The sequence below is a fragment of the Acinetobacter ursingii DSM 16037 = CIP 107286 genome (assembly GCF_000368825.1).
Classification (GTDB): domain Bacteria; phylum Pseudomonadota; class Gammaproteobacteria; order Pseudomonadales; family Moraxellaceae; genus Acinetobacter; species Acinetobacter ursingii.
In genome coordinates this window covers 944,045-964,626 of sequence record NZ_KB849717.1, presented here as the reverse complement: position 1 = coordinate 964,626, position 20,582 = coordinate 944,045, and the positions used below count along the sequence as shown (strand labels likewise).

The following is a 20,582-nucleotide window of genomic DNA, read 5'->3' as shown; positions in this document are numbered from 1 at the left end:
TGATCATTTTTGTTTTTAATCAGAATCATTTTTAAGTTACCAAATTCTTTCTCTTTCACAATGAATGATTCACAAGCAAATAGTAGGGGATATGTAAAGTTTGGACGATGCTTAGCCAATGGAAAGATCATCCCACCACTTCAATTCGACTCGAACCAGAACCGATTGGCTGAACCTGTATTTGTACAGGAATGCGTTCATGCATTTCTTGAATATGCGAGATTAAAACCACTTTACGCCCCTGACTTTGTAATTGATCAAGCGCATTCATGACCATATGCAAAGAAGATGCATCCAGTGTGCCAAAGCCTTCATCAATAAATAAAGATTCGATTTTCATTGAACCAGAAGCCATATTGGCAATGGCAAGTGAAATTGCAAGTGCAGTCAGAAATGATTCACCGCCAGAAAGCGACGCGACAGAACGGATTTCACCATCCATATCATGATCGATAATGGCAAGGCTGAGTGAGTTCTGCAAACGTTTTAAGGTATAGCGCTGTGATAGCATGGCGAGTTGTTGATTGGCATATTCCAGTAAAATATCCAGATTGTACTGCTGTGCCAAATCACGAAACTTTTTACCGTCTCTATCACCCATTAAGCTCGAAATTTTATTCCAGCGATGTTCTTGATGTTGGATCAGTTGAATCTGATCGGCATATTGTTGCTGCTTGGCTAGATTCTGCTGATGTAACTCTAATTTAACTTTATATTGATCACGTTGCTCACCGGTGCTTTGTAACTGACTCAGAGTATCCTGAAGCTGTGTTTTAAGCTGTTCGAGAGCTATTTCGGGTTGCGATTGCAGATGTTCTGCAAGTTGTTCCTGTATCGTTTTCAGTGCTGAATGTGCTTCATTGAGTTGACGTTCAGCCTGCTGCAAGACGATGCGAAGTTGCTGTTCTTCCGAGGTTGAAATGGCCAGCAACTCTACAAATTGTTGTTGTTTAAATGCGGTATGAAGATTTAACCATTGTTCAATTTGACTCTGACATTGCGTTAAATCTTTTTGATTTTGCTCCAAATGTGCATTGAGGCGATCTAATTCACTTTTTTGCTGATCAAAAGTCACTCGTAATTGCTCAAAGCCCTGTTTGAGTTGTTGATAATTTTTTTGTAAATCGTGACGTTGCTGCTCATGTTGTGTGAGCCATTCATTGGCTTTTACACCGGTCTTACCTGTCATCTGTTCAACGAGATGAGTCGCATTTTCACTATTTTGTAGACCTTGTTGTCTCACATGTTCTAGTTGTTGCTTTAACTCAGCCAACTGTTTGTTGTTATATCCAATCTCAGCAATCAATTGTTTAAGTTGTTGCTGTAGTTGATCAGACTGTTGTTGCAATTCTTCACTTGTTTTAAGTTGTTGGACACGCTCCTGCAAGCGATGCAGGATTTTTTCGGCAAGCGTTAAGCTATGCTTTAACCAGTGTTGCTGCTCCTGATCAGTTAAACATTGCACAATATGCTGAACTTGTTGTTGTAATTGTTGAATGGTTTGGAGTTGGTATTGGGTATTCTGGATTCTCTGTTGCAAGGTCTGCTGTTGTTTTTGTGCCTGTTTTAATTGCTGAAGGTCTTGTTCAATCTTTTGTTTGTTGACTAAATTTTTTTCAATAACCAATTGCAATTGGGCTGTTAATTCAGAAGGCGCTTCCGTTAAATTTAAAGATATATCAAGCTGTTGATTTTCTTGAATTAATACGTGTTGTTGTTCGTTAAATTTTTCCTGATTACGAACACAACTATTATTTAATTCCTTAAACCGTGCTTGTATTTGGTTGAGTCGTTGCTGTGTGGTTTGCCATTCATTGAAATGCTGTTGTTCTTTTTGGCTAGCTTGTTGTTCTTGTTGTTGATGTAATTCATATAAGGCTTTAGAGACCAAACTTTCATCATCGCGATAAGGATGATCAATGCTTCCACAGACAACACAAGCTTCGCCTGATTTTAACTGAGTGCGCAAATGTTCGATATTTTCGGTATGCAATAAACGCTGCTGTTGTAACACCTGTTGCAGTTGTTCACGTTCAGTTTTCGCATGTTGATAACGTTGTTGCGTCGCTTCAGTTTGTGTTTCAAGCTTTTTCTGGGTTTGACTGGTGTTTTCTAATTCTGCTTGAAGCTGAACAAGTTCTTGTTTGAGCTGAATAAATAATTGGAGTTTATGTTGAACACTTTCAAGTTGATTCAATCGTTCTAACTGCTGGTCTTTGAGTAATTCCTGCTGTTGCAGTTGATCTTCAATCTGCTGAGCATCGCCAAAGCGTTCAATTAAATCCTTAACGGTCTTTTCGTCTAGCTGTAATTGCTGCCGAGCCGCTGCAATATCGCCAATACTATGTTCAATTTTTTGATAATGTTGAATAAATTGACTAAGTTGCTGAATATGAGCCTTTAAACCTTGATCAAGCGGTATAAACTGTTTGCTTTGATCCAATTGAAGCGTCGTTTGGTGCAGTCGATCATTAAGCTGTTGCTGTTGTTGTTCAAATTGCTGTTGTTTACTAAATAAAGGCTGTTGCGTATGTTCAAGTTGCTTTAAACGACTTTGGATTTCTTTATATTTTTCTGCAATCGAGTCGCGTTCCAACACATATTTACGCACCTGATTTAATTCAGCTTGGTGCTTTTGCTCAAAACTTTGAAACTGTTGTAAGGTTTTTTCAGCCTGATGATAGCGCGCTTGTTCCTGTTCATATTGCACAGTCAAGTTTGAAAAATGTTGTTGCTGCTTTGAAATTTGTGGCTCAAGTTGCTGCTGATGTTTGAGTAACTGCTGTTGTTGAAACACATGTGGTCGTATTTCAGAAAAAATGCTCAACTGTTTTAAACGCTGACGGTCTGCTTCTAAATCCTGATTCACTTTGATGTGTTGATCATAGTGTTGTTGTTTGAGCGTGACGTCATGTTCAAGTTTCTGTCGGCGTTCAAACCATTGTTGCAACTGTTCTAGTTTTGCTTTTTCTGTTTCAAGTTTCTGCTGTTGCTGTTTCGCGCTGTCAAACTGAGTGCGTAGTTCAGCCCATTCTTCATCGGAAAGTAATTCAATATGACCTAAAACATTTTCCAGTTGTTTGCGCTGTTGAGTAATTTCTTTGGTTTTTTCAAAAGCAAGTTGACCAATCTTGGCAAAAATACTGGAATTAGTCAGATATTCGAGCAATTCACCGCGTTCATTATCGCGTGCCTTTAAGAAAGCCGTCACTTCAGATTGTGCTAAGAGCACCGCACGAGTGAATTGTTCAAAACTGAGTTGAGTAATCTGTTGAATGTGAGTCGCCACAGCAGAGGTTTTATCGGCAATTACCACACCATCGGTTAGGCAGATTAAGGCACGTTGTACACTTTGTAATTTGCCATTGGCATTTTCGCGGGCGCGTTTAATCTCCCAACGGGCTAGATAATGCTTTTGATCCTGTGCAACAAAACAGAGTTCAGCAAAGCCGTGTGCTGTCCCACGTCGTAATACCGTAAGTGGGGAGTTGGTTAAAAGTTCTGAACCATCCACATCTAAAAGCTTGCCATCACTGTCTTTGAGCCGAGGAATTTTATTAAACAAAGCCAGACACATGGCATCTAAAATCGTGGATTTGCCCGCACCTGTTTTACCAACAATGGCAATCAGTCCTGCACTGGCTAAGGGATCACTTTCAAAATCAATAAAATGTTCGCCTGCCAATGATGCTAGATTTTTGAGTCGAATGGATAATATTTTCACGTGAATCCTTTAACTCTGGTGTGAATCTTCAAGTTGCTGCTGGGCTTGAGCGACTAAACTCATAAAGTCTTTTTGAACTTCATCATCTGCGTGATATCCCTTTTTTTCCCAAATTTGTTGAAATAATTTTTCAGGTGTTGGCGGTTCAAGATGAATCTGTTGCTGCTGCTCGGCACTATTTTGGGTGGATAAATATTGGCGCGAAATCCGAACCAGACGATAGCGATCTGGCGGAAGGGCATCCTCAAATTGTTGTCTTAAATTTGGCTGAGGTGGCGTGAGGGTATGATATTCAATGTCGACATATTCACGTTGGTCAATGCTTTCAATGACTTCACTGGGTAGTGATTTTAACTGTTGCATGACTTCAGTCAGTTCACCACGAATTTTATGCAATTGAACGCTACGCGGAATTTCCAAAGCCTCAAACTGAAAATATGGATCATCTTTTTGCTCTGGATGGATAGTAACTTCAACCACTTGATGTTTGTAGTTGATTTCACTAAAGGAAAGCGGAATAGGTGAGCCACTATAACGAATATGTGTTTGTCCAACTTTTTGCGGTTTGTGTAAATGTCCCAGCGCCACATAATCAATGCCATCTTCAAACAAAGTGGTAGATAACGCTTCTTCATTGCCAATGATAATCGGGCGTTCTGAATCCGAAGTTTCACCGCCTTGCATGTGGGCATGTGACATCAAAATAATCGCTTGATCGTGCGTTTTACGTCGTTTGGCTTCTTCAATCAGTTGCTCGTGCAAATAGGCAATGGCATTTTGGCTGTTGGTTGTTTGATCATTGAAACCCGTAATTTCAGCAGAACGTAAAAATGGCAGGGCAATACACCATGCTACGATCTGCTTTTGCTCATCGTAAATGGGCAAAATTAAACGATCCAAATTTAAAGTTTTGTCTTCATTCCAACGAATTACACCGACGGTTTTGGCATTATATTTTTCTAAAAGTGGCTCGACTTGCTCAATCCGATAGCCTGAATCATGATTACCGGCAATAATCAAAGTTTGCATATGCGGTGCAAGTTGATGTGCATCGGCTAAAAATTGATAAAGTTGTTTTTGTGCCTGTGAGCTAGGATTGATCACATCGAAAATATCACCAGCAATCAGTAAGGCATGTGGTTGTTTTTGTTTGATTTGCTCAAGTAACCATGTCAGAAATTGTTCATGCTCGTAATGGCGGGAATGGTTATAAAAAAATTGTCCCAAATGCCAGTCGGAAGTATGAAAAAAGCGCACGGTCATCAGTGATGATATTCCTATTTTTGATTAGAGGATAAGGTAACATAAATCGAACTGCAATTCAGAACGCATCAAAAATCAATCGCATCATGATATTTTTAGACTAAGTTTGATGAAAGAGTAAAAAAAGACAATTCATCCATAATGATGTCAAATTTGATATTTTAGCTTTCATTCACTTGATTTAAAGCTTGATGTAATTGATCCAAAAAATATTGTTGTTTCGGATTATTTTTAAAATATCTTTGATAATTAACACTGCAACTTTCAATATCTGCAATATTTTCTTTATTAAAAGACCAATCATCTGTATTTTTTACAGTAATTCCTAAGCTATCGTTACATGACTGCCAAAGTTGATTAAATCTATTTTTTTGCGTGTTACGCAATCGTTTAAAATCGGCATAAACAGTATAACCATGCATTTCAGAGTTAAAAAACTTATTGATAGAGGTAATAGGAACACCTCCCCAAAGTATGGTTTGGTCATGTGGGAATTCAATCGCAGTCAGCTTTGTCTCAGACATTAGCCGATCTTGTTTGCCCTGTTTAAAAGGTTGTTCCTGATAAACTAACTTTGTCCCTATTGGAACAGCAATGTTTTTTACAATTTGGGCTTGAGTTGTAATAAAAAAGGGATAGTCTGGAGATGAGTTATCACCAGTAGGATTCATATTTCCTACGCAAGCGGTGAGTAAAGGTAAAAATAGAACTGATAAAAATTTAATTTTTACAGACACTTAAAGATCCTTTTAATCATCACTATATTGAGTTTGGTTGTTATAAAATAGAGCCAAATAATTGAAATAGGGTAAGCATAAAACAAAAGCTTAAAAAATAAAGACCGACGATTCGAGTGATGATAAATCGTCGGTCAAAAACTTTAAAATATGTCTGGCTGCTAACAAAACATACTCTAAAGGAGATGTCATAATGAAAGGTCACCGAAAATTTGCGGATGCCGTGCAAATACTATTCGGTTGCTGCTGACCTTGTACTCTATATAACGAAGCTCCAACCAAAAAGGTTGACAACAAAATGCAAAAAACTTGAAAAAAACTTAAAATAATTTTTTAAATGTTCAATTTGTGATGAAAATGACCAACTTACGCCGTTACTACTTATGGTTTTTTCTTATATGTTTCATAATGACGCTGATCATGGGCGTGATTGCGGCGCTATTACCTCAAGGTGTAGGTGGAATCGTAACGGCTGTGCCTTATCTGGTGGCGGTTATCGCCGTACTTTTTCGATTTTTAAAACAGGAAAAACGCGCACCAAGCCAACAGGAGCGTAAAAAACTAACTTTGGGGTTTACCCTTATTTTCTGGGGCTATAATTTATTAGGTGTTTTACTGGGGCTAACTATATTTTCGATACGTGATCCAGAAGTTTTTCAAAACTTTGTACTTTATTTACAACAACCGCAATTTATCAGCATCATTTTAATCATGTTTTTGGTGCTGGCGATTCCTTTGTATCTGATTACCTATTGGTTTTATGGCAAACAAGCCCAGCGTATGGCAGCCAAAATGTTTGAATCTAAATAAATCTTGAAGCTTGCCTTTTTGTCGTTTAGCCCATGACCAACTGTTCTGTCTTTAGGCGTTCAGGGGAGTATGGTGCTGGGTCGGTTAATGTGGGTTGCTCTAGCATTAACTGAGCTAACAACTGTGCAGAAGCAGGTCCCATACATAAACCATTACGGAAATGACCAACATTCATCCATAGATTGTCTACATCAGGAACAGCACCAATATAGGGAACACCTGTTGGAGAACTTGGTCGTAGTCCCGCCCATTGTTTGACGATGGGAAATTGAGCCAGTTCAGGCACCATTTCCAGACAGGCATCGATAATATTCTGTTGAGTTTTGGCATCGGGCGTCGTGTCAAAACCACAATTCGCCATACTAGAACCGCAAACAATATGACCATCCTGACGTGGAATCAAATACATGACCTTATTCATACACATGGTAGGAAGCCATTGAGCTGGGGTTTTAAATAGCACCATTTGCCCTTGTACGGGCTGTACAGGAATTTTTAGCTCAAGCTGTTGTTGCCAATGTTGACTCCATGCCCCTGTTGCAATGACAAATTGATCCGCTTGTATTTTGTTGCCGTGCTGATCTATCGCAGACAGCACTTGTTGGTTTTGAATCTGAAATTTAAAGATTTGAGTCTGTTCAAAAAACTGCACCAGAGGATGCTGCTTTAAATAGCAGATGATAGACTGTAAAAGTCGTGGATTACGCACGTTGGATAATTGCGAAAAATAAATCGCGTGTTGAAATTTTGGATTAATCCACGGATTCACTTGTTCTAACGCGTCATATTCTAGATAGTCAGCCTCTTGCATGGGGTCTTGATAATGCGCTGCATAATTCAGACCAATATCAAAATCATCTTCATCAAAAATCAGCATACCAGTGTCATGGATTTCAAAATCAATACCTGTCATCGGCAGTAATTTTTCATTCCATGTTTGATACATGCTTTTGCCATATTGCGCCAGTGTATTAACGGCTTGAGGATAACGCCACGGATACATCGGGGACAGGATTCCACCTCCTGCCCATGAGGCCGCCTGACCTGATTGTTGCTGATCAAAAATAGAAATCTGACAACCTTGTTCGACCAGTTCCAGTGCGGTGAGTAAACCACTAATTCCTGCACCAATAATGGCAATATGCATGATAACGTTAAACCATTTTAAAAATTCCCCTCTTTATCAAAGAGGGGTTAGGGGAGATTTTATTTCATCTCTTTCAATTTAAGCGCTGCTTCTTCGGCAAAATATGTCCAGATTCCATCTGCACCTGCACGACGACAACACAGTAAAGATTCTAAAATTACGCTATCAGATAACCAGCCATTTTGAATGGCGCCTGCCAACATGGCATATTCGCCACTGACCTGATACAAAAAGGTCGGGACGCCAAAGGTATCTTTTACTTCACGAACAATATCTAGATACGGCATGCCCGGTTTGACAATCACCATATCTGCGCCTTCTTGTAAGTCTAGCGCAATTTCATGCAAAGCTTCTGCACGGTTACCAATATCCATCTGGTAGTTGTATTTATTGCCACCTTTTAAATTGCTGGCAGAACCGACCGCATCTCGAAAAGGCCCGTAAAAACTAGAGGCATATTTGGCTGAATAAGCCATGATGTTGGTATAAATAAAGCCATTTTGTTCAAAGGCCTGACGAATCGCAGCAATGCGACCATCCATCATGTCACTTGGCGCCACGACGTCTGCGCCCGCAGCCGCATGACTCAAAGCTTGTTTGACTAGACATTCTACGGTTTCATCATTGAGTACATAACCCGTATCATCGATAATGCCATCCTGACCATGTGTGGTATATGGATCTAAAGCACCATCGGTGATAAGCACCATTTCAGGTAATTCTTTTTTGAGTAATCGACATGTTTCCTGTACCAGACCGTCTTCACGCCATGCTGCTTCGGCGGTCAAACTTTTGTCCTCTTGTGGTGTGACAGGAAATAAGGCAAGCTTGGATACGCCTAATTCTAAAAGGCGTTCTGCTTTTTTGACGAGTAAATCTGCCGATAAACGCTGAATATTTGGCATACTCGGAATATCTTGACGTTGATTTTGTCCAGGAAGTACAAATACTGGATAAATGAGATGATGCGGCGTCAGTTGAGTTTCGCTGACCATCGCCCGCAGTTGATCATTTTTACGGATTCGACGCATGCGAGTCGCTGGAAATGCAGGACGATTGAACGTATAAGTCATAACAATCTCAAGCCTCAGTATTAACTTGTGGCGTATTGTAGACCCATAATAGGGCATTTGTACAAGCAGAATTGGCTTTAATTTAGATTTGTGAAGATTAGGGAACGTATGACTGAAGCGAAAAAAACATGGACTGGACATATTCAATTAGGCTCAAAAATCGATATTAGCGTGATTCTGAATCAGTTATGTCAGGCATTTAATAGTTCTCCTTTTTTTAAACATAATGCGATGACCATGCGCGTTGTAAATGAAGAGATAGAAGCGCATATTGAAATGTTGCCAAATTTGATCGGGAATGTTGCCTTTCAAATTTTACATGGCGGCGTGGCTGCAACAATGTTGGACAGCATCGGCGGAATTGTGGCGATGGGAGAGTTGTATAAACAGACTGAAGCTGAAAATATGGCGGAAACCATCAAGAAAGTTTCACGTTTGGCAACGGTTGATATGCGGGTGGATTATCTAGCCCCTGGACGTGGAGAATACTTTATTGCTAAAGCTGAAGTCCTGCGATTGGGGCGTAAAGGTTGTACCATGCGAATGACGATGAAAAATAATGAAGACAAAATAATTGCAGTTGGCACAGCATCTTATGCCTATTAAGTAAGTTGATCGATGAGAACATAGCATCTTTAGAGATGCTTTTTTTATGTGATTTCTTTTGGAAAGTTAGTAAAACTCAGCTTAAGCAAAAATGAACTGATAAGTTATGTTTTTATGATCAGCCTATGATTTTTTTGGTTATTCTTGCTTCATTTGAAAATTAACATTGTCAAAACTATTCTCATTTAAGATTAAGTTCAGATTCAGAACTTAGACTGGTCGATCGAACTGGAAAATTGTGAAATTTCAACCTACAGAATTAGGAATATCCGATGACAAATGCTCAAGATGATGTGCAGGCAACAGAGCAGACAGCATCAACTTCTGATGACGCAATGAAGTCTAAACGCAAAAAACTACTCGGTTATTTTGCCTTGATTGTGATTATTGCCGCCATTTTATATGCGATTTGGGCTGTATTTTTTAATCATTCGATCAGCACCGACAATGCCTATGTCGGTGCTGAAAATGCTCAAATCACCTCTATGGTGAGCGGTCAGGTTGCCAAAGTCTTGGTCACTGACACAGCACAAGTCAAACAAGGTGATATTCTGGTTGAAATTGACAATCGAGATGCAACGATTGCTTTGGCGCAGGCAAAAGCTGAATTGGCAAAAGCAAAACGTCAATATCAACAAAGTTCAGCCAATAGTAGTTCATTAAGTTCACAAGTTATCGTGCGTGACGATGAAATCAATAGTGCCAAAGCACAGGTTGCCAAAGCACAGACGGATGTAGACAAAGCCAAACAGGATTATGATCGCCGTGCATCACTGGCAGCGACAGGCGCGATTTCCAAAGAAGAACTGACTTCTGCACAAAGCGCATTACATACGGCGCAAGCCAATTTGAATGTGGCTCAGGCAGGACTATCTCAGGCTGAATCTAATCGTAAAGCGGCCATGAGTAACTTGGCTGCCAATGATGCCTTAATTAAAGGTACCGATGAAGACACACTTCCTGATGTGTTGGTCGCTCAGGCGAAAGTTGAACAAGCACAGCTTGATCTGGATCGTACCGTGATTCGTGCGCCAGTCGATGGTGTGGTCGCACGTCGTAATATTCAGATTGGTCAGCGTGTCGCTCCCGGTACAGTGATGATGAGTGTTGTTCCGATTTCTCAACTGTATGTCGATGCTAACTTTAAAGAAAGTCAGTTGGCTAAAGTTCGCGTGGGACAAATAGCAACCCTGACTTCAGATTTGTATGGTGATGATGTTGAATATCATGGCAAGGTGATCGGCTTCTCGGGCGGAACGGGTGCTGCTTTTGCCTTAATTCCTGCACAAAATGCGACAGGTAACTGGATTAAAGTGGTTCAGCGTTTACCTGTACGGATTGCACTTGATCCTAAAGAGTTGGCAGATCATCCACTACGTGTGGGTCTGTCAATGGAAGCCAAAGTCGATCTTTCTTCGAAGAAGTAATCTATGAGTGCTCAAAATCAGGCGGCATCACGGACACCTTTTGCCGAGTTAAGTGGTGGTCGTTTGCTGCTTGCAGCATTTGTCATCGCGTTATCTAATTTTATGGTGGTACTCGATACCACTATTGCCAATGTTTCTGTACCGCATATTACAGGAAATCTGGCAGTTTCTTCTTCGCAAGGCACATGGGTGGTGACCTCCTATGCAGTTGCCGAAGCGATTTGTGTTCCATTGACAGGTTGGCTGGCAAGCCGATTTGGTACAGTTCGTGTCTTTGTGATGGGGCTGATTGGTTTTACTGTATTCTCATTTCTATGCGGACTCTCGACCAGCCTTGAAATGCTGGTATTGTGTCGTATCGGGCAGGGCTTATCTGGTGGGCCATTGATGCCGCTCAGTCAAACTTTGCTGATGCGTATTTTCCCACAGGAAAAACATTCTCAAGCGATGGGACTTTGGGCAATGACTACTGTATTAGGCCCGATTCTGGGTCCGATTTTAGGTGGTTTAATCAGTGATAATTTGTCTTGGCACTGGATTTTCTTTATCAATATTCCTGTTGGGATTATTTGTGTGATGGCAGCCATCCGACTGCTATCTGTCGCAGAAACAGATACCGTTCGCTTAAGAATCGATAGTGTTGGCTTATTTCTATTAGTACTGTGGATTGGTGCATTACAGCTCATGCTAGATTTGGGGCATGAACGTGACTGGTTTAATAATACCAGTATTGTCATGCTTGCGTTGACGGCCATTATTGGTTTCATTGTTTTTCTGATCTGGGAAATGACCGATAAACAGCCCGTGGTCAATCTCTGGATCTTTCGTCATCGAGGTTTTACAGTTTCGGTTCTTGCGCTGTCCTTTGGTTTTGGCGCGTTTTTTGGCAGTATTGTCCTGATTCCTCAGTGGTTACAAATGAACCTCGGTTATACCGCAACTTGGGCGGGCTATTTAACGGCAACCATGGGTTTTGGTAGCTTAACCATGTCGCCTATTGTGGCTAAATTGGCAACAAAACATGATCCACGCGCTTTGGCCAGTTTTGGTCTGTTACTGCTGGGTGTTGTGACCTTTATGCGAGCCTTTTGGATTACCGATTCAGACTTTATGACTTTGGCTTGGCCACAGATATTACAAGGCTTTGCTGTGCCATTTTTCTTTATTCCTCTGTCCAATATTGCACTTGCTTCGGTTCTCCCACAAGAGATCGCATCCGCTGCGGGATTGATGAACTTCCTAAGAACCATGGCTGGGGCAATTGGTGCTTCTATTGCGGTCACCATTTGGGATGACCATGCCAAAGTTGCCCGTAGTGAAATGGTCTCGAGCTTACATGTTGAAGAAACCCAAAACACGCTGATTCAGAGTGGTTTTAGTCCAGACAGTACATTGGGTATTATTTCTAGTCTAGTGGATAAAGAAGCGATTACCATGTCGGCAAATCATGTGTTTTTGTTATTTGCTTTGGCTTTCATTTTTGCCGGATTAATCATCTGGTTAAGTCCAAAACCGCAGCGCAGTTTACAAGGGCCTGCACCTCATTAAGTGAAGATAGGGAACTTAAGTTCCCTATTTTTATTCGGCTGAATAAATTCTGATTCTGGTCAGTTTCAACTATTTAAAAGATCAAGATTGGATTTGAATATTTAAAATAGAGTCAATAAGCGTATCTAATCCAGTTTGTATGGATGGACTCCATTCAAATGAGCAATTTAAACGAATAGCATGTTGGTTATTTTCTAAAACATTAAAAAGAGCGCTAGGAGCAACCCCAATCTGTTGGGTGATGAGCTGATGGTAAAGCTCCAGACTATTAAGATATAAGGGAAGCTTGATCCAAATAAAGTAACCGCCCGAAAAACTATAAATTTCGCAGCATTGTCCCAAATGTTGTTTTAAATATTGAGTAAAGCGTTTTTTGTTCTTTTCCAGACGTCGACGTAACAGGCGTAAATGCTTTTCATAATGATGACTCGATACAAATTCAACCAAAGCATTTTGAATCAAGGTATTGGCTGAAATGGTGCTCATCAGTTGCAAATGCTGAATTTGCTCTGAATATTTTCCTGCATAGACCCAGCCTACGCGAAAACCAGCACCTAAGGTTTTTGAAAAAGACGAGCAATGCAAAACCAGATTATTGCTGTCAAAATATTTCATAGGAAGCGGCTTATTTAAACCAGAATAAAGTTCCTCATAGACATCATCTTCAATTAAATGGATGTGATATTGATGTAAAAGTTTGGCAATTTTATATTTGAGATCATCACTCACAGTAAATCCAATCGGATTCTGGGCATTTAACATAAACCAGCATACTTTAATTGGATAATATTGAATGATTTGTTCAAAGGCTTGCAGGTCAAAACCATGTGTCGGATGTTCTGGCAGCGCAATCACTTTTAAGCCTAAACGTTCTGCGGCTTGCCATGCTCCATAAAAGGTGGTTTGTTGTAATAATATATAGTCGCCCGGTTGGGTCAGCGCCTGTAATGATAAATTCAATGCATCCAGACCACCCGACGTAATCACAATATCATCTGCATCGGTGGCTATTCCTTGCATGGCATAACGCTGGGCAATCATTTTGCGCAAGGCCAGATTTCCTGGTGGAAGATTACTGGTTTGATCATAACTGTTTCGATCTCGTGCCATCTGACTTAAGGTTTGCAGCAGCTTTGCTGGCGTCAACAGATGATGATCTGGAAAAGCGGAACCAAATGGCACAATATCTTTGGATTGAATCGATTTTAAATACTTAAAGACAAGAGAGTTGATTTCTATTTTAGGATTTAGTGAAACGAGGGTTGTTGCTTGAGGAACTCGGTTTTTTGACTGTTCAGCAACAAAATAACCTGATTTTTCTCGCGAATAAATAAAACCCTGCGCTTCTAAATCCTGATACGCATTCATCACGGTCATCAAACTAAACCCAGAAATTTCAGCTTGTTCACGTAAAGAGGGCAATTTGCTTTGCGCAGACCATGTCCCATTTTCAATCGATAGTTTTAAATGCTGCGCCAACTGTTCAGATTTATACATTGCAATGAAAAACACAATCGAAAGAAAGATATAACACTTTAGCGTAGATTCAATCAGAAATGGACTAAAATCGGTGTAAAAATAGAACAGATTTAGAAAAAAGACGCTATCTGTTATATTTTTTATAGCTCAATCTGTATCTAACAATCCACCTATTTTCCAAAGACAATAGATTAAAACTCAAGCAGATATACATTTTTAGATTTGATTTACTGTTGAGATGAAATAAAGAGGTGAGATGTGTTCAAAACTGAAGAATTAAATCAACTGTTGAAGATTTTTTCTGCACAGGCACCTTCTCAGAAGGTACAACAACAGATTTTAAATCAATATGTTAATCTCGAAGCAACCATCCTGCGTGCCAAACTATTAAGAAGTATGGCGCCTGTAGATTTGACTTATATGATCCAGTCTGCGATTAAACAGGATGATATGAACGTGGCTTATGTTTTTTCGCCCTTCATCTTGGCGAATTTAAATAAAAAAACTATTTATTCAACGCCTTTTACTGCCATGATTCGCGATCTGCTGTCACCATTTTATCAAGTTCATCATCACACTCAAATTCATATTGATCGGACATTGGAGTCCTTAAATCTGTATCTGGATATTTTTGAATATGATGATGATTTAGATTTTGTATTTTTAAAATTGATTCAGGCAATATGTCGTTCAGATACTTCAAAAATATTTATTTTGACGTACTTAAAAATTGATTTAGAGATATTAAATCAAATGAGTCACTTTTTAAAAGTCAAAATATTTGTCATTAAACAACAGGCTGGAGATGTAGCCTTTAGATCGAATCAAATCGATCAGAAAAAATTACTGTTTAAAAGAAAAGATGCTTTGCATCAAAAGCTTTGCCATGATTTCTCTGAAATAAATGTACCATTAATCATGTTGACGCATGGTTTTAGCGCAAAACAGGCACATCATTTGATAGAAGATATGTTTTATTCAGAGCATATTTTTGAAAAAATTTCAGTCTATGCTGAATATATTCAAACGCAAATTCAAAATGTAAATATGCTGAAGCGTTTAGAAAGTTCTTCGATTTAATTTTATTTTTTAAATATTGAGGAGTCTGATCTTATGTCAAAGGATCAATCAAAATTTCCATTTGTGGTCGTAGGAATTAGTATTTTTCTAGGTTGTATGTTCTTAGTATTATTTTATTTTGCTGTGAGCCATGAACCTGAATATATGCCATCCCAGCAACAAAAGCAGGCAGTGGTTGAACATCAGTAATTATTTATTAAGTGTTTTATTTTTAATGTTTTATTTTGATTTGTTGTTGTGAGTTTAAGTCAGGTCGATCATCATTGAGGTTAATGATATGCAATTTTTAAAGCAAAAAAATAAGGCAAGTTTTGTCTTCTTTATCATTACGTTATATGCCTTTTTAGGTTTTGCTATTGGCTATGTCATTTGGGAATATCTGTTATAAATTTCAAGATAGTACTATTATTTATTTGGTATAAATTATATCGCGACGAATTGATTCATTAAAATGTTAATATTTAATTTTTTTGATCAGAACGTTTTTAATAATGCTAACAGGCTGGTTTAGATTAAAGCCTGTTAGCATTATTCATATAGGCAAAATAGACTTCTTTCATTATTTTTTAAAGCCACTTTATTTTTCTTTCATAGGAAGAAATAAAGGGGATTTATGAAATAAGTCTAATAGATAATACTAAATATATTTATTTACACCACGATTATTCATACCGACTCGTTGCTTAATTTGGGCTTGATCAGCATCATAAAGATGATTTAAAAAAACAGGAAGTGTTTTGTCATCAAGTGCAGATGGAGAAAACATTTTAAAGTTCATTTTCTTAAAAAATTTATTAATCTCTGAATTACGTTGTACATATTTCATTGACCAATCTTTAAACTTGGTTTCCTCAATCTCCATAATTTCAAATGAAATAATTTCACAATGGCGTTCATCTTTACAGATGTTAGCAAATAATGCTTCGACGACCTCTTTTTCACCTTGCAAGCATTGAAAAAAAGAGCCATCAGCATAGTAAAGCACGCCGCAAATATCATGACGACTATTAAAATCACGAGCTATGGTCAAAATATCATTCAGATCTTGTAATAGATCTTCTGATTGTAGATTGCGAGTACTCGCATAACATAACTGAATTTTCATAATTGCACATTCCTTAAATAACTTACGTCACATTTCAACTAAAAATGAGCAATAAAGAGTCAATAAAATTTATATCTTATTAATAAATAGAGATTAAATTTAGAGGAGTGGGAGTGACGTATCTCATAATAGTCTGTTTTTCAAAAATTGGCGAATTCTTAAAATTAATTATAATTTAATAAATTGATTTAATTGATTAGATTAACTAAATATTTTTTTTGAGTAATTTGTTATAATTCAAATAATTAATGAGATATATCAATTAAATTAAAATAAATGATAGAAATGAAATTCTTTAAAATATTAATTCATATCCTATTGATAAATATATTAAAAATTAAAATGACTGATCAGTAAATGAACATTTGTAAGCTGTGGATTACACTGCTGTAAGCTATGGATTAAAAAAAGATTCAGGATTAACGATCTAAATCTATAGAAAAATGTCGGTGAACTGATTTGTTGTTTTCTTTGACTAAGAGAACTTTGGCTTTTTAGTTTTTAAGATTTTGATGACTTTGAATCGTTTTCCCTGAAGAGAAATCGTTTCACTCACTTTAGCGTGATTAAGCTGTTCCCATGATTCAAATGGAAAAAATTCATAGCTTTCAGCATAAACCCATAACCAATGATGAGTATTCATAAGGGTTTGAGTATTGAAAGTGACATCTTTCACACGAATGATTTGATGTTGATTTTTATCTTCATCTTGAAGAATGATGCGATGATTCTCCATAGATGATGCTCCCTAGAGAATTATTTAGATGATTTGTAGCTGGTATTAATTAATATTAACAAATCTGGGGCTATAAAAATGGATGCTCTGTATAGTTATAGTTTTAAAATTTGTGGAAATTTTACAAAGCTGATGCATATCATCATGCACAGATTGAATGAACATTATTATAATATTGTGATCTAATTCATTTTTAGTTCGGAGTGTTCTTGGTTTTTTAATAAGGAATGGAATTTTTTTATAATTGTTTAAACCCTATTTTTTCTTCCTTAGAAAGAAATAAAAAGGATGAATGAAAGAGTTTAATGTAAGACTAAAGAAAAACTACTAGATATTAGAAAATACATAGGATGAGTATTATAATAGGAATTGGTTGAATTTAAATTTTTTATTAAGATAAGATGTTTGAATTTAAAATAAAAATTATAATAATTTATTTTGAGTTATACATGAAGCAAGAATGCTCCATATATAACTCAAGCAGTTCATTGAATCATGATTCCCATCTTTGATGGATGATCTGGATGTTCATCATGACGACTATTTGCTTGAGATGTATCAATACCATTAATAATGATAGTCATACAGAAATTGCAATACGTTGTTTTAAAGTCTCACAGTATCGCTTGTTCCTAATTCTTGCTTTTCTCCTGAAATCGCAGCTTTAGTTAATTTATATAAAGTTGCAATCGTTCCTGCACTTTCCCAATACTGAGCTCCATGCGCATTCACCTGAATTAATTGTACGTCGGGATCCTGTTTTCCATTTTCAAAGAAAGCCTCATAAGCAGGAGACCAGAGTTCATCTAAAATGCTTTGATCATCAACAAGGTTTGCTGTGCCATGAATAGAAACATAATGGTTTGAAGAGGTGACATAGGCAAGGTTTACTTGAGAATCTGTCTGAATGCTTTGACATAATTCAGATTTCTTGGAACCAATGAACCATACTTGACCATTAAATTCGCGATTTTGGGTGGTCATAGGTGCCGCGTGTAAATGTCCTTCAGTATTGCTAAAGGTGAAGATGACCGTTCTTATATTTTTAATGAGATCATTAATTTTTTCGTAGTCCGTCATTTTAAAATTCTCTTTATCAAATAAGTGAGTGGTTAGCATGCCTATATTGGGGGTCGTATAAAAACATCACTCTTGTTTCAAATGTTTAGTTTTTATGATCAGACTATGTGGATCATGTAAGCTAAGTAGGATTGTGTATCTAGTTCTTAAGATAAATACACTTTAACATATTGATTTATTTTTTGAGTTTATAGACTTTATGACATATTTAAATCTTTTCACCTTTGTAAAATAATGAAAATAAAAAAATTATTCGGCTTGTTTTTTTAATAAGAGATTTATTCAGTCTATGTAACAAATCATGAGTTTGTATCATTCAAATCAACTTAAGTAAATCCTAAGCGGATTGTTGAGGTGTTTAAGTAATTTTGCTTTATTTTTGATCGTTTTTAACTCAATCTAATTAAAAGCATTTATATTATAACGATGAACACATGAACATAAATATTCAAAATGAAAATAGCATATTAGCTTCTTCACATTATGATAGCTGTGAGGATGTGGTAAATGATATTTTTTCTCAAAATAAATCAATGGCATTATTTTTAGATATTGATGGAACTTTAGCAGAGTTTCAAATTGATCCATCAAGTTGTTTTATTTCAAAAGACATACTGGATTTAATCCAACATATTCAACAACATCTTACTGTGGCTGCGGTCACAGGGCGAGATTTGTCATCTGCCAAGAACATGTTTGGAGCAATCGATCTACCTATTGCAGCCTTGCATGGTTTATTGATTTATCTCAATGATCAAAATCAATTTTCTAAGCATTCTCAAAGTGAATTATTTCAAGCGCTTGAGATTATTTTAAATAAGGACACTCAACGTTATCCAGAATTTACTATTGAAAATAAACAACATGCGATCGCGCTACATTATCGAAAATGCCCTGAACTGCAACAGATTGCTAGTCTGATCATGCAGCGCCTACAACATCAACATGACCAGCTTCGATTGATCAAAGGCAAATATGTCTATGAATTAGTTTGGAATGATATTGATAAAGGTCAAGCCATCGCAGAAATCTCGCACTTACTCAATCTGCAAAATCATTTAGCTATTTTCATTGGCGATGATCGAACTGATGAAGATGGTTTTAGCTACGTCAATCAAATGAAAGGCGTAACCATCAAGGTGAGTGAGGGTGCAACAAATGCGACATATCGATTTAGAAATATTGATCAGGTCAATTTCTTTTTAAGGGTTTTTTTAGAACGACTGCGTGATACCGCCATTCCTGAACATTTAGAAAAATATGGAGAAGAACATGTCTAGACTTATTATATTATCGAATCGTGTCAGTTTACCTCAATCTGAAAAATGTGTAGCAGGCGGCTTAGCCGTTGCTATGCAGGATGCTTTGAGTAAAGTCGGCGGTATATGGGTAGGCTGGAATGGCGAGAAAGTTGAACAACAGACCAATCAACGCTTTGATATTTTATACAAATCAAAAATTACCTATATCACCTGTCCGCTAACCCAGAAACAATATCAGGATTATTACTGTGGTTTTGCCAATAATAGCTTATGGCCTATGATGCATGACCGCGCTGATCTGATTGATTATCAACATGATGAGTATCAAACCTATCAACAAGTGAATGCTTTATTTGCCAAAAAAATAAGTGAATTTGCTGCGCCAGATGACTTGATTTGGGTGCAAGACTATCATTTCTTAAGTGTTGCACGTCATTGTCGTGAATTGGGCATGCAAAATAAAATTGGTTTCTTTTTACATATTCCATTTCCAGCGCTTGAACTGTGGAAAAAGTTACCCGTTGCCAATGCGCTACTTCAGGATATATGCCATTATAATTTAGTTGGATTACAGACCCAGCAAGATCAAAAGAATTGTCTACAAGTATGTACGCAATTATTGCAAGCACAAAAAATTCAAAAAAATAGTTTAAGTCTGAATCAGCGCTTGGTTTCGATTCAACATTATCCGATTGGGGTCGATGTTAAAGGGATCCAAAAATCGGTTGCAGATTTAGCAAATGCTCGCTCAGAGCCACACACTACACACTCGGCGATGAAAACCATTATTGGTGTAGATCGTATTGACTACTCTAAAGGCTTATTCGAGAGGTTTAATAGTTTTGCTCACTACTTAGAGCAACATCCTGAACGGCGTGGGCAGATTCAACATTTACAAATCGCGTGTCCTTGTCGCCTTGATGTCGCCACATATAAACGTCTATTTGAACGATTTAAATTAAAAATGGATATTATCAACAACGAATTTAAGCGAGAAGACTGGTATCCGATTGTATGTAGTTATGAATCAAAAGCACACAATCAACTGATGCAGTTTTATCGTGATGCAGATATCTGCTGGATTAGTTCACTTAAAGATGGAATGAATTTGGTCGCAAAAGAATATATTGCTGCACAAGATCCACAAAATCCGGGCGTGTTGATTTTAACAAAATTTGCTGGTGCGGCAGAACAAATGACCGATGCTCTGGTTGTTGACCCAACAGACCGTGAGGCCATGTCGACCGCACTGGAAACAGCACTGAATATGCCATTGGCAGAGCGAAAAAGTCGCTACCAGAAACTAATTCATGGACTCAGCATTTATGATATTAATGATTGGTGTCAAGATTTTCTAAATGACCTTGAATGTACTCAATACTTACACAATTTTGAGTATGAAAATATTCTTTCTTCGGTTTTGTTTTATCCTGACGCATCATCGTCATACCGGATCTAAACCATAAACAATATCAACATTTGAACTGACATTCATCACAATGCTT

At 37.6% G+C, this 20,582-nt stretch carries 18 protein-coding genes; 9 read left to right on the top strand and 9 right to left on the bottom strand.

Translation table 11 applies throughout. The annotated features are described in order from the left end of the window. Positions 1–127: 127 nt before the first annotated feature. From F944_RS12000 to F944_RS11990, 3 genes are all read right to left on the bottom strand, one after another. On the bottom strand, positions 128–3,724 hold the full coding sequence (locus tag F944_RS12000) for an AAA family ATPase (RefSeq protein ID WP_004990981.1): 3,597 nt from the start codon (positions 3,722–3,724) through the stop codon (positions 128–130). 9 nt (positions 3,725–3,733) lie between these two features. Next, on the bottom strand, positions 3,734–4,999 hold the full coding sequence (locus F944_RS11995) for an exonuclease SbcCD subunit D (RefSeq protein ID WP_171063289.1): 1,266 nt from the start codon (positions 4,997–4,999) through the stop codon (positions 3,734–3,736). A gap of 149 nt (positions 5,000–5,148) precedes the next feature. Continuing rightward, complete coding sequence (locus F944_RS11990; protein ID WP_004990975.1) at positions 5,149–5,724, bottom strand: hypothetical protein; 576 nt, start codon at positions 5,722–5,724, stop codon at positions 5,149–5,151. 357 nt (positions 5,725–6,081) lie between these two features. Between F944_RS11990 and F944_RS11985 the strand changes: the two genes are divergently transcribed. Further along, complete coding sequence (locus F944_RS11985) at positions 6,082–6,534, top strand: ABZJ_00895 family protein (RefSeq protein ID WP_010588902.1); 453 nt, start codon at positions 6,082–6,084, stop codon at positions 6,532–6,534. A 25-nt stretch (positions 6,535–6,559) separates the two neighbouring features. On the opposite strand, the gene thiO is transcribed toward F944_RS11985, so the two are convergent. Next, positions 6,560–7,681 (bottom strand): glycine oxidase ThiO, encoded by a 1,122-nt coding sequence (gene thiO / locus F944_RS11980; protein ID WP_004990968.1) that lies wholly within the window; start codon positions 7,679–7,681, stop codon positions 6,560–6,562. 59 nt (positions 7,682–7,740) lie between these two features. Beyond that, a complete protein-coding gene (gene hemB, locus F944_RS11975; RefSeq protein ID WP_004990964.1) occupies positions 7,741–8,754 on the bottom strand; it encodes a porphobilinogen synthase in 1,014 nt (337 codons plus the stop codon). Positions 8,755–8,862: 108 nt separating this feature from the next. On the opposite strand from hemB, the gene F944_RS11970 reads away from it, so the two are divergent. From F944_RS11970 to F944_RS11960, 3 genes are all read left to right on the top strand, one after another. Then, the gene (locus F944_RS11970; protein ID WP_004990957.1) at positions 8,863–9,360 is read left to right on the top strand and encodes a thioesterase family protein; all 498 of its coding nucleotides are present in this window, start codon (positions 8,863–8,865) and stop codon (positions 9,358–9,360) included. A 272-nt stretch (positions 9,361–9,632) separates the two neighbouring features. Continuing rightward, positions 9,633–10,787, top strand: coding sequence for an HlyD family secretion protein (locus tag F944_RS11965; protein ID WP_004990956.1), 1,155 nt, complete (start codon positions 9,633–9,635; stop codon positions 10,785–10,787). Positions 10,788–10,790: 3 nt separating this feature from the next. Then, complete coding sequence (locus F944_RS11960; protein ID WP_004990955.1) at positions 10,791–12,335, top strand: DHA2 family efflux MFS transporter permease subunit; 1,545 nt, start codon at positions 10,791–10,793, stop codon at positions 12,333–12,335. Between the two features lie 81 nt (positions 12,336–12,416). Here the strand turns inward: F944_RS11960 and F944_RS11955 are convergent, their stop codons facing one another. Beyond that, positions 12,417–13,832, bottom strand: a complete 1,416-nt coding sequence (locus F944_RS11955) for an aminotransferase-like domain-containing protein (RefSeq protein WP_004990951.1) — start codon at positions 13,830–13,832, stop codon at positions 12,417–12,419. A gap of 240 nt (positions 13,833–14,072) precedes the next feature. Here F944_RS11955 and F944_RS11950 point away from each other — a divergent pair, with 240 nt between their 5' ends. The 3 genes from F944_RS11950 to F944_RS17120 all read left to right on the top strand — a co-directional run bounded on the left by F944_RS11950 (position 14,073) and on the right by F944_RS17120 (position 15,282). After that, positions 14,073–14,894 (top strand): hypothetical protein, encoded by an 822-nt coding sequence (locus tag F944_RS11950; RefSeq protein WP_004990948.1) that lies wholly within the window; start codon positions 14,073–14,075, stop codon positions 14,892–14,894. Between the two features lie 33 nt (positions 14,895–14,927). Continuing rightward, positions 14,928–15,083 carry a hypothetical protein gene (locus F944_RS17125; protein WP_004990946.1) on the top strand — a complete coding sequence of 52 codons (156 nt, stop codon included), beginning with the start codon at positions 14,928–14,930 and terminating at the stop codon, positions 15,081–15,083. 88 nt (positions 15,084–15,171) lie between these two features. After that, on the top strand, positions 15,172–15,282 hold the full coding sequence (locus F944_RS17120; RefSeq protein ID WP_004990935.1) for a hypothetical protein: 111 nt from the start codon (positions 15,172–15,174) through the stop codon (positions 15,280–15,282). A gap of 249 nt (positions 15,283–15,531) precedes the next feature. On the opposite strand, the gene F944_RS11945 is transcribed toward F944_RS17120, so the two are convergent. The 3 genes from F944_RS11945 to F944_RS11935 all read right to left on the bottom strand — a co-directional run bounded on the left by F944_RS11945 (position 15,532) and on the right by F944_RS11935 (position 17,815). After that, on the bottom strand, positions 15,532–15,999 hold the full coding sequence (locus F944_RS11945) for a BLUF domain-containing protein (protein ID WP_004990933.1): 468 nt from the start codon (positions 15,997–15,999) through the stop codon (positions 15,532–15,534). A 475-nt stretch (positions 16,000–16,474) separates the two neighbouring features. Beyond that, positions 16,475–16,735: a hypothetical protein gene (locus F944_RS11940; protein WP_004990931.1), complete on the bottom strand. Its 261-nt coding sequence runs from the start codon at positions 16,733–16,735 to the stop codon at positions 16,475–16,477. Between the two features lie 606 nt (positions 16,736–17,341). Next, the gene (locus F944_RS11935) at positions 17,342–17,815 is read right to left on the bottom strand and encodes a pyridoxamine 5'-phosphate oxidase family protein (RefSeq protein ID WP_004990929.1); all 474 of its coding nucleotides are present in this window, start codon (positions 17,813–17,815) and stop codon (positions 17,342–17,344) included. 434 nt (positions 17,816–18,249) lie between these two features. On the opposite strand from F944_RS11935, the gene otsB reads away from it, so the two are divergent. Then, positions 18,250–19,095 carry a trehalose-phosphatase gene (gene otsB / locus F944_RS11930; protein ID WP_004990927.1) on the top strand — a complete coding sequence of 282 codons (846 nt, stop codon included), beginning with the start codon at positions 18,250–18,252 and terminating at the stop codon, positions 19,093–19,095. Further along, positions 19,088–20,536 carry a trehalose-6-phosphate synthase gene (locus tag F944_RS11925; RefSeq protein WP_004990925.1) on the top strand — a complete coding sequence of 483 codons (1,449 nt, stop codon included), beginning with the start codon at positions 19,088–19,090 and terminating at the stop codon, positions 20,534–20,536. Before otsB ends, F944_RS11925 begins: the two co-directional genes overlap by 8 nt. The last annotated feature ends 46 nt before the right edge of the window (positions 20,537–20,582 follow it).

Bases quoted from the DNA above. Each gene is read 5' to 3' on its own strand.
- F944_RS11985 (WP_010588902.1), top strand. From the start codon at position 6,082: ATGACCAACTTACGCCGTTACTACTTATGGTTTTTTCTTATATGTTTC.
- thiO (WP_004990968.1), bottom strand. From the start codon at position 7,681: ATGCATATTGCCATTATTGGTGCAGGAATTAGTGGTTTACTCACCGCA.
- hemB (WP_004990964.1), bottom strand. From the start codon at position 8,754: ATGACTTATACGTTCAATCGTCCTGCATTTCCAGCGACTCGCATGCGT.
- F944_RS11970 (WP_004990957.1), top strand. From the start codon at position 8,863: ATGACTGAAGCGAAAAAAACATGGACTGGACATATTCAATTAGGCTCA.
- F944_RS11965 (WP_004990956.1), top strand. From the start codon at position 9,633: ATGACAAATGCTCAAGATGATGTGCAGGCAACAGAGCAGACAGCATCA.
- F944_RS11960 (WP_004990955.1), top strand. From the start codon at position 10,791: ATGAGTGCTCAAAATCAGGCGGCATCACGGACACCTTTTGCCGAGTTA.
- F944_RS11955 (WP_004990951.1), bottom strand. From the start codon at position 13,832: ATGTATAAATCTGAACAGTTGGCGCAGCATTTAAAACTATCGATTGAA.
- F944_RS17125 (WP_004990946.1), top strand. From the start codon at position 14,928: ATGTCAAAGGATCAATCAAAATTTCCATTTGTGGTCGTAGGAATTAGT.
- F944_RS17120 (WP_004990935.1), top strand. From the start codon at position 15,172: ATGCAATTTTTAAAGCAAAAAAATAAGGCAAGTTTTGTCTTCTTTATC.
- F944_RS11945 (WP_004990933.1), bottom strand. From the start codon at position 15,999: ATGAAAATTCAGTTATGTTATGCGAGTACTCGCAATCTACAATCAGAA.
- F944_RS11940 (WP_004990931.1), bottom strand. From the start codon at position 16,735: ATGGAGAATCATCGCATCATTCTTCAAGATGAAGATAAAAATCAACAT.
- F944_RS11935 (WP_004990929.1), bottom strand. From the start codon at position 17,815: ATGACGGACTACGAAAAAATTAATGATCTCATTAAAAATATAAGAACG.
- otsB (WP_004990927.1), top strand. From the start codon at position 18,250: ATGAACATAAATATTCAAAATGAAAATAGCATATTAGCTTCTTCACAT.
- F944_RS11925 (WP_004990925.1), top strand. From the start codon at position 19,088: ATGTCTAGACTTATTATATTATCGAATCGTGTCAGTTTACCTCAATCT.